Genomic DNA, 21,526 nt, shown 5'->3' with positions numbered 1-21,526 from the left:
CGGTCGATTTTGCCGTTGCTGGTCAGAGGGATCGTCTCCAGTCGCATCAGGCGTGCTGGCACCATGTGCGCTGGCAGCCCGGCTTCCAGTTCGGCCTGTACCTCCTCGATCCGCAGCTCGTCTTCTCCCGTGATGTATCCGCACAAGTACTTGTGTCCACGCTCATCCGTCCGGTCGATGACTACCGCTTGACGCACGCCCGGCACCCGCTGGATCGCCGTTTCAATCTCGCCTAGCTCGATCCGGTAACCGCGGATTTTCACTTGATAATCCATCCGGCCGATAAAGTCCACATTGCCGTCCGGCATCCACCGCGCCAAGTCACCTGTGCGGTACAATCGTTCACCCGGTACGTACGGGTTTGCCACGAACTTCTCGGCCGTCAGGTCCGCACGATTCAGGTAGCCTCGTGCCACCCCGGCACCGCCAATGCACAGCTCGCCCAGTACGCCGATCGGCACCGGATTCAACTGGCTGTCCAAGATGTAGAAGCGTGCGTTCAGCCACGCCTGACCAATCGGCACATTGCCGCTACTTGGCAGCTTCGACAGTTCTTCGTCGTAGAAACTAGAGTCGATTGCCGCTTCCGTGACGCCATAGCTGTTCATAATACGAACATCCGCGCCAAACCGTTCTTGCAGCACCCGGTAGTCTGTCACACTGCAGCTATCCGAGCTGGTGATCAGCAGTTCCAGACTGCTCATGTCCAGTCCCTGTTCATGCACATGCTGCATGAATGGTACGATTAAAGCCGGTGTGGATTCGAACACCGTAATCTGATAGTCGTGAATCCAGCCGTACAGACGGCTTGGGTCAATCCGGTCGTCTTTCGGGCAGATGACCATCGTGCCACCGTTATAGAGCGCCCGCGCGATATCGCCGACAAACACGTCGAAGGAGAAACTTGCCAGTTGCAGCAATCGTACCGGGAACTGGTTCAAACGGTAATCCCGGCGGTAGGCCGCGGCTGTGTTTACCAAACTGTGATGCTCGATCATGACCCCTTTCGGGCGTCCCGTTGTACCGGACGTATAGATCACATACGCCAGATCCTGCGGCTCATTGATAGGTTCCACATCCGTGGCATCCCCGATGTACAGCGACTCATCGTCCAGCGCCAGTACGGTGTGCAGACGCAAGTTCGCTGCGGATTCGGATGCTGCTTCGCTATCAGATGACGAATCTGATTTCAAGCTGAATCCCTCATTAAGGCTGTCTCTTTCCATCGTTTCAATGCTAACCGCCGTTTCCAGCTCGCCCTCAGACTGCCCTCCGGCCAAAGCCTGTCGGCTTTCCTCCAGCCATGCCTGCGCGCGCTCCTGCAAGCCGGTTTGCGTCAGTAGCACTGTCGCACCGCTGTCCTCCAGCATAAAGCGGATACGTTCGGACGGATAATCCGCATCCAGTGGCACGTAAGCACCGCCAGCCTTCCACACCGCCAGTACGCCAACCAGCATATCCACCGAGCGCTCGCTCAAAATACCAACAATGGATTCGCGCCCAATACCTTCATTCCGTAATCTACGAGCAAGTTGATTCCCACGCTCGTTCAGCTCGCGGTACGTAAGCTGCCGCTCCTCGTATACAACTGCCACGTGATCCGGCACAAGCTGCGCTTGTTCTTCCACATAGGCGTGGAACAACCCTTCTGATTGCTTTTCATCACTCCATGCAGATACGCCTACTGATCCAAAGCCGTCGATGATCTTCACTTTTTCCTCAGCAGTCACTAGCTCCAGCTCATCTACCAGCGCATGCGGTTTGTGAATTGCTTCTTCTATCACACGCAGCCAGTGCTCACGGAATTGCTCGACAGCTGCACGTTCAAACACCAGCGCGTTGAATTCCAAATGAATATCCATTTCATCGCCTGGCACCACTGTAATATTAAAATCATAGTTCGTTTGCTCTGACATTGAAGCATTGGCAATCGTAAAACCGTTCGTGTCACGGCTGCCCATGTGCTCCATACGCTGTTCCACTGGATAGTTTTCAAACACCATAATATGATTTACCAGATCCTGCTTTTGCTCAGTCAGGGCCTGAATTTCATACAACGGATAGGTTTCATAGGCACGGGAAGCCAGCGCCTGCTCCTGGGTTTGCTTCATCAGCTCAGCAAACGTTACATCTTTTGGACTATGAATCCGTACAGGAACGGTATTAATGAACAAACCAACCATTGTATCGATGCCTGGAATATCCGCTGATCTACCAGACACGACACTGCCAAATACAACATCCCGACTGTTGTTATACCGTTGCAGCACAACGCCCCACGCCGCTTGCAGCAGTGTATTAACCGTCACTTGCTGCTGCTTGACCAGCTTGTTCATCTGCTTGGTCACTTCACGGCTCAGGGTAAACGAAAGCTTATCCCCTTCATATCCCTTCGCGTGACCATCCAGTTGCTTCGCCTGCGGCAGCACTGTTTGCTGCTCAAAACCTGCAAAGTAGTCACTCCAGAACCGTTCAGCCTCTGCTTTGTCCTGCCGCTCCAGCCATTCAATATATTCACTGTATGGCGTTACCGGGGCAAGCTCCGGCTTGCGGTCTTCGAGGATGGCAAAGTACGTATTAAATGCCTCTCCTACAATTAGGAACAAGCACCAGCCGTCCATCAAAATATGGTGGAAGCTCCACACAAAACGGTACGATTCCTCGCCTGTACGCAAAACAGACACCCGCATCAGCTCGCCTGAGCCGAAATTAAAGCCTTCGGCTTTGTCATGCTCAGCAAAACCAGCAATGTATGCGTCCTGCTCTCCTTGTCCCATTGAACGAACATCTTCAAAACGGAACCCGGCATGTTTATGACGGTACACCACCTGTAAAGGCTGCTCATTCCAGCCGCTATAAAAATTCGTTCTGAATATTTGATGGCGATCCACCAGTTGATTTAAGCTTTCGGCAAAAGCCTCCACTTGAAAGCTGCCTTGCAGATCAAATGTCGCCTGCTCAAAGTACGCCCCGGATTTCGGCTCCATTAAACCGTGGAACAGGATGCCTTTTTGCATGGGTGTGAGTGAATAAATATTTTCCAGTTCTCCCGCAGCAGCCGTCTGCTCTACAATATGATCCAGCTCTCCAGCCGTCAGTCCTTGGAAGGACAAGTCGCTTGGCGTCAGCTCTGGCAACTCTTTTTCCACACAGTGAGCCAATACCTCACGGAAGCTCTCCTGAAGCAGACCAGCCAGTCTTTGAATTGATTTTTTCATGAATGTTTTCCTGCTGTAGCTGATCGTCAGTTCCAGTGCACCGTCCGTGATCATGCCGTTGATATCCAGAGCATACCGCTTGGTTAACGTGTCACTCATGGAAGCTCCGATGGAATAAGGAGACATACGAAAGGCATTATTCTTCAAATCCTGATCGAATTGTCCGAGATAGTTAAAGCTGATTTCCGGCTCGGTGATAAAAGGGGCTTCCCCTTCCCCGTCAGCAAGATATCTCAAAATCCCGTATCCAATTCCTTTATGCGGCAAACGGCGCAGCCCTTCCTTGACGTTCTTGACACGCCGTCCCACATTCTGTTCCTCGCCCATATCGAGTACAACCGGGAATTGGCTGGTAAACCAACCGATCGTACGCGTAATATCCACATCCGGCAAAATGGCTTCCCGTCCGTGACCCTCCAGATTTACAAGCACCTGATGGATGCCTGCCCACTCCTGAATTGCGGTGCCCAGAGCTGTCAGCAATAGGTCGTTCGCTTCCGTGTTGTAGGCTTGGTGTGCCTGCTTCAAGAATTGTTCCGTTTCTTCTACCGTCCACGCTACTGTCAGTGTCCGATCATCGCGAAGCTGTGGCTTGGCCTGAGATTTACGAGTGTAATCTTTAGGCAAGGATGCCTGACTCTTCCCTGCTTGCTCAATCTGCTCCCAATACGCACGCTCCTTCTCCAAAGCCGAACTGTTCGCATATGTCGACAGCTGATCAGCCCACAGACGGAAGGAATCCGTCTTATTGGGCAAACGGACAGACTCGCCACGTAAAGATTGCTCATAGCCGGTTGCCAAATCTTCCAGCAAAATACGCCAAGACACGCCGTCGACCACCAAATGGTGGATCGCTACCAACAAATGGTCTCCATCGGTGCAACGGAACAGACCCAGTTTCACCAGCGGTCCTTCGGACAGGTTTATGTTGTTTTGAATTTCAGTTGCTTTCGTCTCAATCGTCGCGCTCAGCATGGATTTATCTGTCAAAGCTCTAAAGTCCAGCACGTCCAGATGATACAGCTCGCCTTCCTGTATTCCGCGGTTCCACGCTTGAAAGCCTTGCTCGGTCTTCCTGAACACCATCCGCAGTGCATCGTGGTGCTCCGTCAGCTTGATAAGCGCCTGACCCAAAGCAGCTTCGTCAAAGCCCTGCTCCCGGTGCAGCATAACCGCCTGATTAAAATGATGCGCATCCACTTGCTCTTGTTCAAAGAACCCGTGCTGGATCGGAAGCAACGCTGTTTCCCCGCTCACTTCTCCCTGATCTGCCATATGACTTGCCTCGTGCATGTGCGGTGCCAATGCTGCAACGGTTGGGTACCGAAGCAGATCCTTCATGTCCAGCTTGTAGCCTGCCTGGAACGCACGAGATACGATTTGAATCGCCTTGATCGAATCGCCGCCCAGATCAAAGAAATTGTCCAACATTCCGACGGTTGGCACGCCCAGGACGGACTGCCAGACGGCTGCGAGTGCCCGTTCCGTTGCAGTGCGTGGCTCTACATAATCCGCTCCGCTTTGCAGGCTGCCTTCCGGTGCTGGCAAGGACTTACGATCAATTTTACCGTTCGGTGTCAGCGGCATCTGCTCCAATTGAATGAAATACGACGGCACCATATAGCTTGGTAGCTCCCGCCCCAGCTCACTTCTCAGTTCGCTGGCTCCTAGTTCTTGACACGCCACATAGTACGCCACGAGTTGTTTTTGACCCGTTTCGTCCGTATGGGCCACGACGACCGCTTCTCGTACCGATTCCACCTGCAATAGCTGCGATTCAGTCTCGCCCAGTTCGATCCGGTAGCCCCGGATTTTCACCTGGTGGTCCATCCGTCCCAAATATTCAATGTTGCCGTCCAGCGTCCATCTCGCCAAATCGCCTGTACGGTACATACGTTCATACCCGACTTTGCCTCCGGCAAACGGATTATCCACAAATTTCTCGGCCGTCAGTTCTTCGCGATTCCAATATCCACGGGCCAGTCCTTCCCCTGCAATACATAACTCGCCCGGCACACCGACTGGCTGCAATTCCCCACTCGCATTCATGATATAGATTTGGGTATTCGCGATGGGACGTCCGATATTAATGTCTTGAGCATGAGTCAGTTCCTGTACGGTCGACCAAACCGTCGTTTCTGTAGGTCCGTACATGTTATAAATGCGGGGACCGTTTATTTCTTGCAGTGCTGCGAGCAGCTTGGACGGAAGGGCTTCACCCCCGACCATAATTTCCTTTACGTCTCGCAGCGCGCGGAAACCTGCTTCATGATCCATCAGCATCTGCAGCCGCGATGGTGTCATTTGCAACATATCAATATGATGGTGAGCAATCAACTCACCAAGCGCCTGAGGGTTCACCTGATGCTGGCGGTCGCCAAGCACAACAGTCATTCCACTCAACAGGGGCAGGATGGTTTCCAATACGAAAATATCGAATGAAATGGTCGTCAGTGACAAAATCGTTTTGTTCGCTTCAAAGTCGATGATTTCACGCATCCCGGTAATAAAGTTGAGTACCGAGCGATGCTGGAGCATAACTCCTTTCGGATTTCCAGTCGAACCAGAGGTATAGATGACGTAAGCCAGATGCTCTGGGCGGGCAAACGCCTCTAGGTTGCCGCTTTCTCCCTGATACAATGCTGCATCCTCAAGAAACATGGTATTGGCGATGTAATGATGTTCTTCTGCCAGATCACGACTGGTCAGAAGCACTTCGGCCTTGCTGTCTTCCAGCATGTATTCAATACGAGATGACGGAAATTCGGGATCGATCGGCACATATGCACCACCTGCTTTTAAAACGGCCAGCAGACCTACGATCATTTCCAATGAGCGCTGCACCATCAGACCAACCAGTTTGTCAGGTCCTACTCCTTGTGCTTGAAGCATTCGTGCCAATGAATTCGCCCGTTCATTCAGCTCCCGATAGGTCAGACACTGATTTCCAAACATAACCGCTGTCTGATCCGGTGTACGTTTTGCCTGTTCCTCGAATAGCTCATGAATCCCCACATTGTGTGGATAGGGCACTGCTGTCGCATTAAATACATCCATAATTTGTGCCCGTTCTTCGTCACTCATCAGTGACAACTCCTGAATCCGCTTCTGTGGCCCTTTCACCATATGTTCTACCACACTCAGGAATTGGCGAATAATTCGGGCGATCTCCTGCTCGCTGAACAACTCGGTCCGATAATCCAGTTGCAATACAAGTTTATCGTCATCCAGCATGTCTATCATGGCAATATCGAAGTCACTCACCGTATCTCCGCAGAAATCGGTATGCACCTGCTGAACGGCTTCATCAAAACGGGAGAAGCTCAGTGTACGGTATTGAATGGTAACGCCAAACAGGCGGCGAATGTCCGTGCCGCTTTGCTGTTCACGCAAATCCTGCATGATTTTGTTGTACGGATAACGCTGATGCCGCAAAATGGACGACTGCTCCTTGCCAACACCTTGCAGGAAGGTGAGTAGCTCGGATTCCGGCTCAACCCGCAGACGTGTAGCCACAGTGCTGACGAACATGCCCATTGTATTTTTTTCCTTCTTCAACGTACGGTTAGCATACAATGTACCCACGGTTAAATCCTGTTCCCCTGTCATTTTATGCAAATAAATATACAGAGCAGCCAGGAAAAATGTAAAAATACTGATGTTATTCGCCTCGCAAAAAGCCGTGACACCACGATATAATTCGTGCTCCAGTGTATAGTTCTCCCGGCGTGCAGCCGTACTCACCGTAAGCGGATTGTATGATTTTAAACCTGTAACCTCCGGCAAATTGGCAAATTTCTCCGTCCAGTACGTCTTGTCCTTTTGATAGCGGTCCGATTGCTCATAGCTTTGCTCCACCTGAATAAAATCGAGATATGAATTCGCTGGAGCCAACGCATCTGAACCTGTACCATGCACAATATTCATATAATGCCCCGTAATTTCATTAATGGCCTGCTCCATGGTTACGCCGTCCGAAATAATATGGTGCATTTTGAAACTAAACCAGGTGTCTTCTGCCCCCAACCGCAAAATAACAAACCGATACAGCTGCGAATCCAACAAGGGGAACGGCTGTGCGTTATGATGGCTGACCCATAGCTCAGCTTCCTCCGGGGTAACCTGAAGCGTTTCTATGCTTTGAGCAGCAAACGGCTCCACATATTGATAGGGGATGCCGTCCCGAGCCGTGATTTTGATACGAAAAGAATCGTTTTGTGCAATCACCTGGTTCATTGCCTGCTGCAATGCATCTATTCGAACTGTTCCCTTGATTTTAACAGTGGTAATAATCGTGGACGTGTTGCGATTGGGATACACAAGCTCCGTGTACCAAATACGTTGCTGTGGTTGGCTTAATGCATACAATTGAACATTGTGCTGAGTCATACGTATCTCTCCTCGCGAAATAGATGTGGGTAAAAAGTAACTCCTCATAAATGACCGTCCTTGTCAAGGAACTGGTCATGCGTACCTTTTCACCGGCATTAAATTGCCAATGGCAGTCGGCAAAAGCGACCACTCCTGATATACCATTGAGATATGGGTGTCTTCGAAGAGCTGAATTTGAATAGAAACAAGCACATCTCTCTTTTTCATCACTCACACTTTCGCAGTGCAAGCTTTTTTAGTTGGGTGGACATAGTGAAATAACTCTGACTCTGGATGTATGAATATGTGCATGGAGTGAGAACATTTTTGAATTATGTTGAGAGTACATCTTGGTGGTGGGTTGTAGAATGGTTGCCGCAGTGTTAACAACGTAGTGTATCATGATGTGTGCTGTTAGAATCTTGGCTGGAGGGTATCGATGCTGCGAGATACATGAGCTGCTGCAGCGTGGTGAGGAGCGTAATTCTAGGATGAAAGGACAAAAAAATACTCACGACTGCGCTTATAACTTCCTGATTTTGTACATGGATGAAAAATGATGGTCATCGGACGAGCCAACGGGCTTCCCAGGCTGTTAAGGATATATTTCGCATACCTTAAAAATAATAGAGCTGTCTTTTGGAATACGGAAAATGATGTGAGACGGATTTACCAGATATGATGCTATGGACAGGGAATCTTGCAGTTTTGCCTATACAACTGCCATGCTGTTTCAATTACAATCAGTGCTCCCATACAGTGTCTAAAAAAGAAAACAGCTTATGTACTTATGAAGCCATTTCGGGAAGCCGTGAGGGCATGTTGTTCTGTTTGATATCCATGGAGCTTCTGTTGAACAACTTTCATGTTCTGTAAGCCATTCAGGCAAAGCCCTCATGTCGGGCAAAACAAAATAACTGGACCTTCTCAGTCAGATGGATCACGGTTTTAAAACCAAGACATGACCGAGTCGACATATAAATTTCTCATATCCTCTTACTGTCCAAAATCTCACAATAAATCCTTATATCCCTTTTTTCCTCCCAATACTTTCTAGCTATTTTAAATATACAAACTTTAAAACCGATTAGCATGGGACATAAGTTCCAAATTGATGGATTTCATGAAATCAATAAATAACCCATATTATTCTATTATTTTTATATCTTCAAATGCAAGAATTTTACTTTTTTATTAAATTGAATACTGACCATGACCCGTTAACGTGATTCAAAACAAAATTTTTGATTTTATAAATTGATAAAATCAAAATGATGTAGGTTTGCAAGAAAGTCCAAAACCCTTGTGCCAAAACAAATTTTACGTTACATACCATTAACACAAATATAACAAATCAATCCTGACATTATCCGACAAATTTCAACTTTTTCAGCAATATTCTTTAATTACCTATATCATGGAATTTATTTGCATTAAGCTGGAATAATTCAAAATTAATAACTCTTCACTTTTTAAATAGATAGTGACTTTTAATAGATCTTTTGAACCAATTTACATGCGGAATTTTCTTTAATTTTTCTCCTGAAATTTTAGTTCAGCTTAAATTCCGTCTAATTTAAGCTATAAATTTTATTTTTTAATTAATAGAAACGTTTTGATTCCCCTTTAAAAATATAAATTTTTAGAAAACTCATAACTTTGGAACTATTTTTTTCGCAAAATTTAATGAACGGAAAATACAAAATAGCAAGTCTCCATGTTGCAAGAGACTTGCTATTTTAAGGTTTTGGCGACTTGACCCTTAAGAATGAAGTGAATACTCTCACAGCGAACGTACCGGAAACATTTGTTGTGTGATGTATACTGTGTACGAATCGAATCGTTTTTGTTGCCGAGCGCATCACAACCGAGTGAGCTTCTGCCCTGTGACCAGACAGGAAACGAATCCTTTGAAACCACTCATCAGAAATCCAGACAAACCCTCGTACATCACGTCTTTTAAATGACAAGGGCTTGCCGCAGCTGTTCACATTAACCGACAGTTTTTTTACGCAAAACAATCTCATTACTGTATTCCTCGCTAAACATCCCATACAAACGAGCGCTGACAGCCCATCCTGACAATCCAAACTGTTCCGAACTGGAGATCTCCATTAATGCGCCATCCAAAGCAATAATTAAATCGCCGCTTTTTACCGTCAATGGTTGTTCGACTAATTTACCAGCTTGCACTGCCTCCGTAATGAGAAACAGCGAAACATCTCTAACCTAGCATCGTTCCCCTTTTAGTTGATCCAGCTGTTAAGTCTCTTAGCATCAAGCCAATGGAATATGTATTTTGTGGTATGAATTATTCTTCCCAGTATATTGACATAATTAACAAAAATGCTGACATCTATGTAACTCGATGTCAGCAGGCAGAAATCAGCACTGTCAATTTGCTGTAAAGATATACTACGAAGTCAACTACCTTCAGCAGAATAAGAATAGTGAATAGTTCTTCACCCATCCACCACATCTGCTTGCAAATCTGTTGCAATTTCAATCATCTTAGGCACGACAGCCTCATCGGAAATAGCCACATACACATCACCCATGTAATGACGAAAAGGTATTTCTACATCAGCATACTTCCACATGAAAAAGTCTCCCTCGATCGACATGGTGCTCTCAGCACCTTGTATGATTAGTACTCGTGAATACGAAAAGTCTGGCTGGGATGCAAAGTAATCTTTGCACTCCTCCAGGGTAATGGATTGCTCCACAGGACTTTCCTGCATGGAACGGGTGATTCGAAAACGCTGGTTCATTGATCTGCCTCCACAATTATGATTAAAAAATTCTGGCTTTCATACCTTATAATGTCCACATGCTGCTGTCAATTTCGTTGGAATTATATGGATATTTAATATGCTTTCAAGCATTTACTTTTAAGATGCATGTTCAAACTGACTATTGTATAGATCGGCATAGAAGCCGCCTTTAGCCAACAATTCCTCATGGTTACCCATTTCGATAATGTCACCGTCCTTCATGACCAGAATCAGATCCGCATTCTTGATCGTCGAAAGTCGGTGAGCAATCACAAAGGAGGTTTTCCCCACAGTCAGCTGGTCCATCGCTTGTTGAATCAGCAATTCCGTACGCGTATCGACCGAGCTTGTGGCCTCATCCAGAATGAGCATGGGTGAATCTTCAATCATGGCTCTTGCAATGGTAATCAATTGCTTTTGACCGGCAGAGAGATTGGCTTTGTCATCCAGCACTGTATCATAGCCCTGCGGCAGTGTTTTAATGAAGCTGTGCAGACCCACCGCTCTACATGCAGCTTCCACCTGCTCATCGGTAACATGATCTTTGGAAAAGACGATATTGTCACGAATCGTTCCTTCGAACAGCCAGGTATCCTGAAGCACCATACAGAATAATTCATGAATATTTTCGCGCGTTAATTGGCTAATCGGGGTGCCGTCAATGTAGATTTCTCCATCGTTCAGCTCATAAAACCGCATGAGCAAATTCACGAGCGTGGTCTTACCAGCGCCTGTCGGACCGACAATGGCAATTTTCTGACCAGCTTCAGCTTTCATGGAGAAGTCCTTGATGATCATACGATCTGCATTATAGCCGAAACGGACATGTTTGAATTCGACATCCCCTTTGGCAGTGTCCAGCTTTATGGTCTTGTGACGCTCATCTGCCAATTCTTCTTCACCCAGAAATTCGAATACACGTTCACTGGCGGCAGCCGCCGACTGCAGATTGGTTGCGGCCTGTGCCAGCTGCGACAAGGGCTGTGTAAACAGACGAATATACACCATGAAGGCGACAATAGTTCCAATAGTTATAGTCTGTTGGTTGACCAGCAAAGCTCCCACGACACAGACCGCGACATAACCAAAATTTCCAATGAACATCATGACTGGCATCATCAGACCAGACATGAATTGGGACTTCCATGCATTTGTATATAAGCGGCTGTTAATGCCATGAAACACTTCCTTGGCTGCTTGTTCCCCGTTATATACCTTGACTACGTTATGACCAGCATAAGTTTCTTCGATATGACCGTTGATCTGGCCAAGCTCCGCTTGCTGTGCAACAAAGTATTTCTGTGAATGCTTCATAATCACGCTCATCAGGCAAAAGCCGATCAGCGTAGCTATAATTCCGGTAACGGTCATGATCCAGTTCGTATACAGCATCATAATCAAGGCGCCCACGAAGGTAGCCAGCGCACTGACAAGCGTGCCGAGACTGTTGTTTAACGTTTGTCCAATGGTATCGACATCGTTGGTTACACGGCTAAGCACATTACCGTAACTCGTAGAGTCAAAATACTTCAAAGGCATATGATCGATTTTTCGAGACAGTTCTGTCCGCATCTTCTTTGTAAGACGCTGTGAGACGGTTGCTGTAATGAAGCCCTGGAAATAGTTAAAGATAAGACCAAATCCATATAAAAGCGCCAATACAAGAACAATCTTCTGAACAGCACTTACATCAATCCCGGTAACGATTCCTTCCTGAATCAGGTTGGCAATATCGCTGAGCTTATCGGGGCCAATCACGTTGAGGGTGGAGCCGACCAGGGCCAGTACCATAGCTAGTATAATCATAGGCACATAGGCCTTGCTGTAGGATACAAGCTGGCTGATGGTCTTTTTAAAATTATTCGCTTTTTCACCAGTACCCTTGCCCCCCGCGGGTCCTTTACCCATGGGACCTCGCTGATTCATTTTCATTTGCTGGCTGTCGACGGTGTGTTCATTCTTATCCATGTATGAGTTCCTCCTTCGAAAGCTGCGAATATGCGATTTCCTGATAGGTGCTGCAGTTCGTCATCAGCTCTTCATGCGTGCCGCTCCCTACAATCTCTCCCTGGTCCAGCACGATAATCCGATCAGCGTCTTTGATAGTACCTATGCGCTGACCAACGATAAGTGTCGTAGCGTGGCCGGTTTCTTTTTTGAGAGCGGAGCGCAGAATCCGGTCTGTTCTGTAGTCTAATGCCGAGAAGGAATCATCGAAAATATAAATTTCCGGCTGACGGTAGATGGCACGCGCAATGGACAGCCGCTGCTTTTGACCACCCGAAACGTTCGCTCCACCTTGCGAAATTCTACCCTGATATTGACCATCCATTTTTTCGACAAACTCCGTTCCTTGAGCAATACCAACGGCTTCTTTAACGAGTTTCTCCGAAGCTCCTGCTCTTCCGTTATCGCCATACGAAACGTTGGATACAACCGTACCGTGGAACAGTACAGCTCTCTGGGGGACATACCCGATTTTGTTATGGAGTGCCTGCTGATTATAGTCCCTGACATTCACACCATCCACGAGTACCTCTCCCTCGGTCACATCATAGAAACGGGGAATCAGATTGATCACGCTGGTTTTTCCGCTGCCTGTAGCGCCAATAAAGGCAACCGTCTCGCCTTGTTTCGCCGTAAAGCTAATGTTGCGAAGCACGGCCTCCTCCGCGTCCGGATATTTGAAGCTGACATTACGGAATTCCACTTGCCCCATAACGCTCTCTTCTCCAGTCGTCTCATGCCCGTTAACGATGCTGGATTCGGTATTCAAAACCTCCATGATCCGTTTGGCAGAGATCGAGGCGCGAGGCATCAGAATGAATATCATACTTACCATCATAAAGGCCATAACCACCTGCATTGCATAAGAGGAGAATACAACCATATTGGAGAACAACGTGATGCGGTCTGGTACGGCCGCCCCGTTAATCAGGTAAGCGCCGATACAATAGATAGAGACACTCAGACCTGACATAATAAAGGTCATACCTGGGCCAATCATCGTCATTAATCGGTTCGCGAACAGGTTTGTATTCGTCAACTCAACGTTAGCCTGCTCGAACTTCTCCTGCTGATACTGATCTGCATTATAAGCGCGTACTACCCGAAGTCCGATCAGATGCTCACGTGTTACCCTGTTCAGATTATCGGTGAGACGCTGGATTCTCTGAAAACTTGGAAGAGCGAAAACAACAATGACACTTAGCATTAGAATCAGAACAGCCACGGCCGCTCCTGTGGAGGCGGTCCACTGCCAGTTTTTATCCGCAATCTTCACAATAGCCCATACGGCCAGAATAGGTGCCTTGATGATCACCTGCAGCCCCAGCGCAACCACCGTTTGAATCTGCGTAACATCGTTCGTGGAGCGGGTAATGAGGCTTGCCGTCGAAAAGCTGTTCATCTCTTCCATAGAAAAGGATAAGGTCTTGTCAAAGACCATCGCACGCAGACGCATAGCCAGCCCAGCAGCCACCTTTGCCGCGAAATAGCCCACAATAATAGATGCAATCATACTGCCGACGGCACAAAACAACATGTAACTGCCGGGAATCAGCAGTTCGGACACAGGCGTTCCTTCCGTTTGCAGCTTGGTCGTAATTTCCGCCATATAATCAGGCAGCTTCAGATCAAGCCATACCTGCACAACGATGAAAGCTAGGCTGCAAAGTACGAGCATCCATTCATTTTTCTTGAGATATTTGAATATCTTTAGCATTCTGTTGCTCTCCTTTTATCTGATAGTCTTTGATGTTTGGTGAAGTATGGTGCGTCCTGCATCTGCATAGAAGTTCAGCTTCTAGAGACAATAAGCTTAATGAGTCGAATCAGTTCTTTAGCATCCTCTTCGTCTAACTTTCGAAGAACATTCTCGGTCCATGCAATTCCTTCATTATGCCTATCAATCATAAATTGCTTACCTGAATCCGTAATGAATACAATCACCTTACGTTTGTCGTTGACATCAGTACGCCGTACAACTAGCCCTTTCTTCTCCAGACTCTTCAGTGCCGTTGCTACCCGTCCCGTACTGACGGACAAGTATTCGCTCAAGTGGCCAGAGGTAACCCCGTCCTTATTGAAATTCAGACAAATGAGAATCCCCATTTCGCCACGTGAGAAGTGCCCTCGTTCCTCTAATGCCGGTTTCCGCGATTTGACGATATACTCGAATAGTTCTGTCGCTAATGATTTATAATCCAATGGTCACAACACCTTCTCGCTAATACCTTATAGTATGAGATAATTAATCTTATAGTATAAGATAATAATAATGTCGAGTCACAAAGTCAATTAGAGAAAATATGGAATACAAAAAAATCCTCCGTAACTAGCTTGTATCTTTACCAATTTTTCTACACAAAGTCCAATGTAAAAACATCAGAGCTAAAACTGAATCTCTTCTTATGTATCTTCCTCTGAACATCTTCATTATTGTTTGTAAGGTGAAGTTCTACATGCCGTACTTTGATGAATCGTCTGGTCATCGATTCCGCCCACAGATTCAAAGCATATTCGGCAATCTTACGCACTTCTCCCGCCACAATCGGAAACCTTCTTCCATGCTCCTGCCCAGGCAGCCAGCAAATTGGTTTGAGCAACAATATTCTGGATGCTCTCTGTGATCGCAGAGCTCATTAATTAGACCTTTTGTAGAGTACCTTGATAGAGTACTTTACAGAAGGTCTAAAGGACGTACTTTTTTTGCTTAATCGATTCGAATCGTTTTACTGACCCAAGCAGGCTCAATCAGTAATGTGTACAGTCAGTCTTAAAACCCTGTAGTATACTGTGTAGGGATTGCAGTTTCTTTTTTCAATTTTGATGCGGCTTCCAGTGACCAATAAGGATTTCTCAACATCCCTCTACCCACAGCAACCAGATCGGCCTCTTCATTACCGATAACTGCATTCGCCAAAATTGGATCTTCCAGTCTTCCAACGGCCATCACCGGAATATCCAGAGCTTCTTTGATATCTTTTGCCAAGGGGACTTGATACGCTGCGTGAGTTCCTGGTCTGCCCCATGCAGCTATAGGTCCCTCACCGCCAGATGAAATATCAAACATATCTACTCCTGCCTTTTGATATTCCTTGGCAAAAGCAATGCTTTCCTTAATACCATATCCACCTTCTACATATTCTTTGGCAGAAATACGCATCAACAGCGGCATATCTTCCGGCATTTCGCCCTTCGCTGCCTGAATGATCTCCCGACCAAAAAGGGTAAGATCTTTACCATATTCATCTTCCCGTTTGTTCGTAAGCGGCGAATGAAATTGATGAATCAAATAGCCATGTGCACCATGAATTTCAATGCTGTCGAATCCAGCCTTAACAGCGCGAGCTACAGCAGCACGAAATTTTTCAACGAGTCCTTTAACCTCTTCTGTTGTAAGCGCGCGAGGTTGTTTTGAATTTTCATCAAATGCAATAGCAGATGGTGCTACAGGGACTTCAGCATCTTCCGCCTTGCGTCCGGCATGCGCGATTTGGATTCCCACTTTGGCACCGTAGCTGTGACAAGCATCTACAATCCGTTTGAGAGCAGGAATCTGCTCATCTGACCATAAACCAAGATCAAAATCGGAGATACGACCATCTGGCTCTACATCTGTCATTTCAATTATGATAAAACCAGCTCCGCCTACCGCCCGGCTAACGTAGTGTATATAATGCCAATCTGTGGCGACCCCATCCTTTTTGTCAACCGAATATTGGCACATTGGAGGCATAACTACGCGATTTTTCAATTCCAAACCTTTAATTGTATAGGGACTAAATAAATCTTTCATGTAAGAAAGACTCCTCTCTGATTTATATTATGAAATGCATCAATAAAATGCATGCACAAGCATATACATTAACATGTTTGTTTCATTTGTCAACTCTAGGTATGATTTCAAAGCTTCAAAGTAATTGGTGCAAATAATTCTTTATTGTTTGGATTCACACTTGATCCTCATCTTCAGATTTTTTGCAATGCTTCGACAACTGAATCGTCACCAGTAATCAGATCAAATGCTCGCTTGTATGTGTTCCCCTCATCTAAAGCTGCCACAATGGCACGGGCTACATCCTCACGTGGGATACTGCCATAGGTGATATTCTCCGCGGCAGCCACTTTTCCCGTACCGATTTCATTCAAAAGAATCCCCAGTCTTATGATTGTGTAGTTCAAACTGCTGCTTTCCAGCTATGAGTAATGGCTATACTTGAGACAAAAGTTATTCTTACATTCCTAAAATTTTTAGTTATAAGTGATACTTTCTTGCTTTATAACTGAGACTTTTTACGTTTTTTTTGGATTATAACTGAGACTTATCCTCCAACAATAACATAATCACACCCTAATATGATCACTCGTCATTCTATAACTGTGAAGAGAAATGAGAACCAGTAGATTCCGAAGCCCAACCGCCGATGACAAATTGACATCGGACAATCTGTCCGATATAATCAAAACAAAACGGACAAACTGTCCGGATTTATAATATAAAGGGTGAAACTAGGATGAATATCAAAAAGTTGTATTTTTTACCTGTAGGTGAATGTTTCCTAGATCAATCGGCAGTTAATCGAACCCTTGCCCCCGGGAAATTAGTCGGAATGCCTGTGTGGTCTTTTCTATTGGAAACGACCAGCGGGCCGATACTCATCGATACGGGAATGCCCGACGCTTTTATCAACAATCCCGATTACTACAAGGGGACTAGACGTGAAGGGCGCGTCGTCCCCAACATGTCTGACGGCGACTCGATCGTAAATGTGTTAAAGCGTGTAGGTTATCGACCTGACGATATTCAAATGGTCATTAGCTCCCATTTACACTTGGATCATTCTGGGGGAAACGGGCATTTCCGCAATACGCCGATCCTTATTCAAAGGGCAGAGTATGATGCGGCCATAAACAATGAGGATTACTCTCCATTAGAGTGCAGGCTGCCCGATTTACAATATCAAATCATTGAGGGTGACCATGAATTGATTCCGGGGGTTCAAATTTTATTCACTCCGGGTCATTCCCCTGGCCATCAATCAGTCCTTGTCACAACGGAAAAGTCGGGTCCAGTGCTACTGACAATTGATGTTGCTTATACTCGGGAGAACTTCGAGAATAGCGTACCGTTCTTGACATTCGATCAAGAGATGGCTGCCAAATCGATTACTCGCATGCAGGAGTTAATTCAGGATGTTCGGCCGTCCTATGTTTTCTTAGGACACGATAGAGATCAGGCGCAAAAATGCCGCACCTTTCCTGACTTCCTGTAATGGAGGGACAGGCTATGGATACTCAATCAATGGCTTTATCCGGCAATGAGCGGAAATTAATGGGGACACTTTGCTTGCTCATTATTTTCGGAAACATCAATATGACCATGTTTAATTTGTCTATACCTTCGATTTCCGCTGACTTTGCCCTGACCTCCTCGCAGGTGAGCTGGGTTATGGTCGGTTACAGCATTTTGATGGCTATCGGCGCCGGTACTTACGGCAAGTTAACGGAGTCCTTTTCCTTTCGCCAGCTGTATGTCATTGGTTTAATCCTTTTAGCTTTCGGCTCTATGATCGGCTTTTTTGCAGCTTCATACTTGCAAGTCATCATTGGGAGACTGCTGCAGGCAGCAGGGGCCTCATCCATCTCTCCCCTGTCTTATGCGGCAGTAACCCTGTATTTTAAGCCTACAGTCAAGGGACGGGTGCTGGGAACCTTATCCGCCACAATTGCCTTTGCTTCCGGCTTCGGGCCTGTGTTCGGCGGTTTCGTGGAGCAATACTTTGGCTGGCGTGCTTTGTTCATCGTGTCCAGTCTGAGCCTATTTGTTATCCCTTTGATATTCAAGTATGTTCCTGACAAGAAACACGACCGCGGTTCATTCGATTTTCTCGGAGCTGTTTTGTTCTCCGCGGGACTGGCGTTGGTATTGCTAGGGGTTACGAACTATTGGTTTATGCTCATTGCAGGAGCAGCAGTTCTTCTATGGTTCGGTACTCATATTCAGAAAAAAGAACATCCATTTATCGATGCATCTTTCATGAAAAATGCTCCTTACCGACGAATTCTAGGGATTGGATTCCTTACCTTCGTATGCAACACGGGGTTAACCTTTACTCTTCCTGTCATGATGAAGAATTCCTTTCATTTACCAACTAGTAAAATCGGTCTGCTGATGCTTCCCGGTGCCGCCTGTGCAGCCTTGCTCGGATCCCGGATCGGAGGTTGGACAGATCGTTTCGGAAGCTCCCGCGTGCTTGTCATATCGCAAAGTCTCGTCATCAGCGGATTTATACTACTGGGGGTATCCGTACATTTGCCGCCATGGATCGACGCTTTATTGATCATTATCCTTATGATTGGATTCAACGGTGTCCTCACCTCTAGCAGCAATTTAGTTTCGACGACACTCCGTTCGGCTGAGCTGGGTGTAGGGATGGGTATTTTCACACTGGCCTATCTCCTAGGCGGAGCATTCGGCCCTGCGCTGGTCGGCCGACTGATTGATCTAAAGATGCCTTTTTCTGTTGTTTATTTTACCATTTCCCTGTTGGCAATCCTGACATACTTATTCGCAAGAAAAGCAAATCGTAGCGGAAGCTATGGTAATTAGTTTGGTAGACTTACGACATGTCCGAAAGAGACGGAGGATGAATAGATGAGTAAATTAAATTTCCAACTGTCCTTTGCTGCTATTCATGAGCTGGCCGAGGGGATCCGAACAAGGGAAATATCCCCGGTAGAGATTACAGAACATGCGCTTCACCGCATCGAACGTTTGAATCCGAAACTGAACGTTTTCGTTACCCAAACGTCCGAACTGGCGATTGAACAAGCGAAGCAATCGGAACGCGATATTATGCATGGTCGGTACAAAGGGCCCCTTCACGGGATTCCCATCGTTCATAAGGATCTATATTACACTAAAGGGATCCGAACAACTGCCGGTTCAAAAATATTGAACAGCTTCGTCCCCGATTACGATTCGACGGTTGCAGCTAAGCTACATGAGGCTGGAACAGTTCTGCTAGGCAAAGTACAGACTCACGAGTTCGCTGCGGGATTGACAACAACTAGCCCGCACTTCGGTCCTTGCCTCAATCCGTGGAACACTGAACTTGTAACGGGAGGTTCAAGCGGCGGCTCGGCTTCTGCTTTAGCGGCTGGACTTACTTATCTGGGCACAGGCTCGGATACCGGAGGTTCGATCCGCATACCCGCTGCTTTGTGCGGTGTCGTAGGGATGAAGCCGACGTACGGTCGGGTCAGTCGGTATGGTATCATTCCAATGGCCTGGTCATTGGACCACTCGGGTCCGTTGACCCGCTGTGTCATGGATGCGTCCCTGTGCTTGGATGTGATGTCTGGCTTCGATCCAAAGGATGAATCGACTGTCGATCTGCCTGCGCCAGGTATCAAGATGTATCCGAATGGTCTCAGGGGTGTGCGTATCGGATTGCCGACAAGCTACTATTACGAGGATTTGATGCCGGAAGTGGAAGCTGCGATGAAGGCCGCTATCAATAAATTCCGAGAACTGGGAGCAGAAATCATCGAAGTTAGCCTGCCCCTGATCAAACATGTTAGAAGTGCGACGATGGCCATTATGATGACGGAAATGTACTCGTACCACGAGAAGTGGCTTGAGACAGAATTGGAACAGTATGGACCGGACGTCCGAATGTTTCTTGAAAGCAGTAGAGATATTCCGGCTTCCATTTACCTTCAGTCTCAGCGGGCCCGGCAACTAATTGTCAATGATTTTTTGAATGCATTGTCCGGAATCGACATCTTGTTGACGCCGGCAACACCGATCACTGCGCCGCGTGCAGATGATGATGCTAGTGTATTCAGATTGAACTCATTTACGGTTCCGACCAATTTGACTGGCTTGCCTAGCCTGAGCATGCCTTGCGGCTTCTCACCTTCCGGTCTGCCGATTAATATGCAATTGATTGGCCGCCCCTTCGAAGAAGCGACAGTACTAGGTATCGGCAATACTTATGAAATGAATACAGACTGGCACAAGAGACATCCGGATTTGTAAGCCTGACTATATTTGATGGAGGGTAATCTATGGATCAAAAGCAACTTAACTCTGAAGTTAGCAGGAAAGCATCAACCGAAACCGGAACAGATACGACGAGCGACAAGAAAAAAGCATACGAGCAGTTTATTCATACGATCGCAAGTTTAAAGGAACTGGACCTATCGGGCATTGAACCGCATTTGCCTCCAATTTACAAAAAGCACTATACCAAGAAATAAAAAAAAGCTCATCGGTCACCCAAATGAATGTATTTTTAATTTTTCACGAAATGTATTATAATATGAAGACGGACAACATGTCCTATACACGAAAAACGGACATATTGTCCGTTTTTCGTGTTAAATAACAGTTAAATTAATGATGAAGGGAGATGTTTATGATGAATTCAGAATCGCAATCTGTCTCTCTGAAAATTCCCAGAGAGGAGTTAAACCGAAGACGAATTTTGGCGGCGGCTAGAGAACTTTTCATCAAAAACGGTGTTGACAATGTCAATATGCATCAGATTGCGAAGACTGCTGGAGTAGGACAAGCAAGCCTATACCGCCGCTACTCGGATAAGGGCGACATATGTCAGGAGATCGCGTATGAAGAATACCAACCTTTGTTTGATGAAGTTCAAGCATTTCTTGATCAGTCCCCAGAAACCGCTGCCTTGGACCGGCTTTACCATGTAATCGTAAGATATGTATCTTTTTTAGAAGCGAAAGTTCCTTGGCTCTGTGAGGTCAGCCGGGCCTCAACCGGGCATCGTCCGTTACAATCTCCGTTATGTCAATGGATGCGCAATATAAGCAGAAATCTGCTAAATGAGGCCGTTGAACAGGGAGACGTATCCGGGGTGGACATTTCATATACTATTGAAGCCCTGCTGGCCGTGCTTCACAATATCGATTACCATCTCCAAGATGAAGGCTTTACAAGCCAACGAGTTCTTGATGGATTACACCGCATATTTATTGAAGGTTTAAGAGCTAATAGACATTAAATGAGGGGCTGGCCACAAAGCCACATAACATGGATGAGAGATAGTCCTGCGTAACCCCTCTTTTTATCTCATAATGGTATATTGAATGTACAAAGAAACCATATCCTTTCAAATGGTCGGGTGG

General features: G+C 46.6%; 12 protein-coding genes and 1 pseudogene. 5 read left to right on the top strand and 8 right to left on the bottom strand.

What is annotated here, in order from left to right; all coding sequences use genetic code 11:
• The 8 genes and pseudogenes from NLX78_RS25135 to NLX78_RS25100 form a co-directional block, all read right to left on the bottom strand.
• Positions 1 to 7,607: non-ribosomal peptide synthetase (locus tag NLX78_RS25135; RefSeq protein ID WP_254351828.1), on the bottom strand; the 7,607-nt coding region annotated here is incomplete at its 3' end.
• Positions 7,608 to 9,581: 1,974 nt separating this feature from the next.
• Entirely contained in the window at positions 9,582 to 9,752 is a 171-nt protein-coding gene (locus NLX78_RS25130) for a hypothetical protein (protein ID WP_155765266.1), read from the bottom strand.
• A gap of 299 nt (positions 9,753 to 10,051) precedes the next feature.
• A complete protein-coding gene (locus tag NLX78_RS25125) occupies positions 10,052 to 10,360 on the bottom strand; it encodes a hypothetical protein (protein ID WP_061830895.1) in 309 nt (102 codons plus the stop codon).
• A 120-nt stretch (positions 10,361 to 10,480) separates the two neighbouring features.
• Positions 10,481 to 12,331 (bottom strand): ABC transporter ATP-binding protein, encoded by a 1,851-nt coding sequence (locus NLX78_RS25120; protein ID WP_250261360.1) that lies wholly within the window; start codon positions 12,329 to 12,331, stop codon positions 10,481 to 10,483.
• A complete protein-coding gene (locus NLX78_RS25115) occupies positions 12,324 to 14,087 on the bottom strand; it encodes an ABC transporter ATP-binding protein (RefSeq protein ID WP_250268343.1) in 1,764 nt (587 codons plus the stop codon). The genes NLX78_RS25120 and NLX78_RS25115 overlap by 8 nt, the downstream gene beginning before the upstream one ends.
• A gap of 74 nt (positions 14,088 to 14,161) precedes the next feature.
• Positions 14,162 to 14,572 (bottom strand): MarR family winged helix-turn-helix transcriptional regulator, encoded by a 411-nt coding sequence (locus tag NLX78_RS25110; protein ID WP_250268342.1) that lies wholly within the window; start codon positions 14,570 to 14,572, stop codon positions 14,162 to 14,164.
• A gap of 568 nt (positions 14,573 to 15,140) precedes the next feature.
• On the bottom strand, positions 15,141 to 16,163 hold the full coding sequence (locus NLX78_RS25105) for an NADH:flavin oxidoreductase/NADH oxidase (protein WP_069291934.1): 1,023 nt from the start codon (positions 16,161 to 16,163) through the stop codon (positions 15,141 to 15,143).
• Between the two features lie 173 nt (positions 16,164 to 16,336).
• Positions 16,337 to 16,564: pseudogene (locus NLX78_RS25100) on the bottom strand (NAD(P)H-binding protein); the annotation flags it as partial.
• A 317-nt stretch (positions 16,565 to 16,881) separates the two neighbouring features.
• On the opposite strand from NLX78_RS25100, the gene aiiA reads away from it, so the two are divergent.
• From aiiA to NLX78_RS25075, 5 genes are all read left to right on the top strand, one after another.
• Positions 16,882 to 17,640: a quorum-quenching N-acyl homoserine lactonase AiiA gene (gene aiiA / locus NLX78_RS25095; protein ID WP_165179822.1), complete on the top strand. Its 759-nt coding sequence runs from the start codon at positions 16,882 to 16,884 to the stop codon at positions 17,638 to 17,640.
• A gap of 14 nt (positions 17,641 to 17,654) precedes the next feature.
• The gene (locus tag NLX78_RS25090; RefSeq protein ID WP_061830911.1) at positions 17,655 to 18,977 is read left to right on the top strand and encodes an MFS transporter; all 1,323 of its coding nucleotides are present in this window, start codon (positions 17,655 to 17,657) and stop codon (positions 18,975 to 18,977) included.
• A 45-nt stretch (positions 18,978 to 19,022) separates the two neighbouring features.
• A complete protein-coding gene (locus NLX78_RS25085) occupies positions 19,023 to 20,411 on the top strand; it encodes an Asp-tRNA(Asn)/Glu-tRNA(Gln) amidotransferase GatCAB subunit A (protein WP_029515916.1) in 1,389 nt (462 codons plus the stop codon).
• Positions 20,412 to 20,440: 29 nt separating this feature from the next.
• Entirely contained in the window at positions 20,441 to 20,632 is a 192-nt protein-coding gene (locus NLX78_RS25080) for a hypothetical protein (RefSeq protein WP_029515917.1), read from the top strand.
• A gap of 158 nt (positions 20,633 to 20,790) precedes the next feature.
• Positions 20,791 to 21,402, top strand: coding sequence for a TetR/AcrR family transcriptional regulator (locus tag NLX78_RS25075; protein ID WP_081112483.1), 612 nt, complete (start codon positions 20,791 to 20,793; stop codon positions 21,400 to 21,402).
• Positions 21,403 to 21,526: the final 124 nt, after the last annotated feature.

The sequence above is a fragment of the Paenibacillus sp. Lou8.1 genome (genome assembly GCF_024213565.1).
Classification (GTDB): domain Bacteria; phylum Bacillota; class Bacilli; order Paenibacillales; family Paenibacillaceae; genus Paenibacillus; species Paenibacillus polymyxa_B.
Note: the sequence above shows the minus strand (reverse complement) of the source record. Positions and strands in the feature narration are given on the sequence as shown.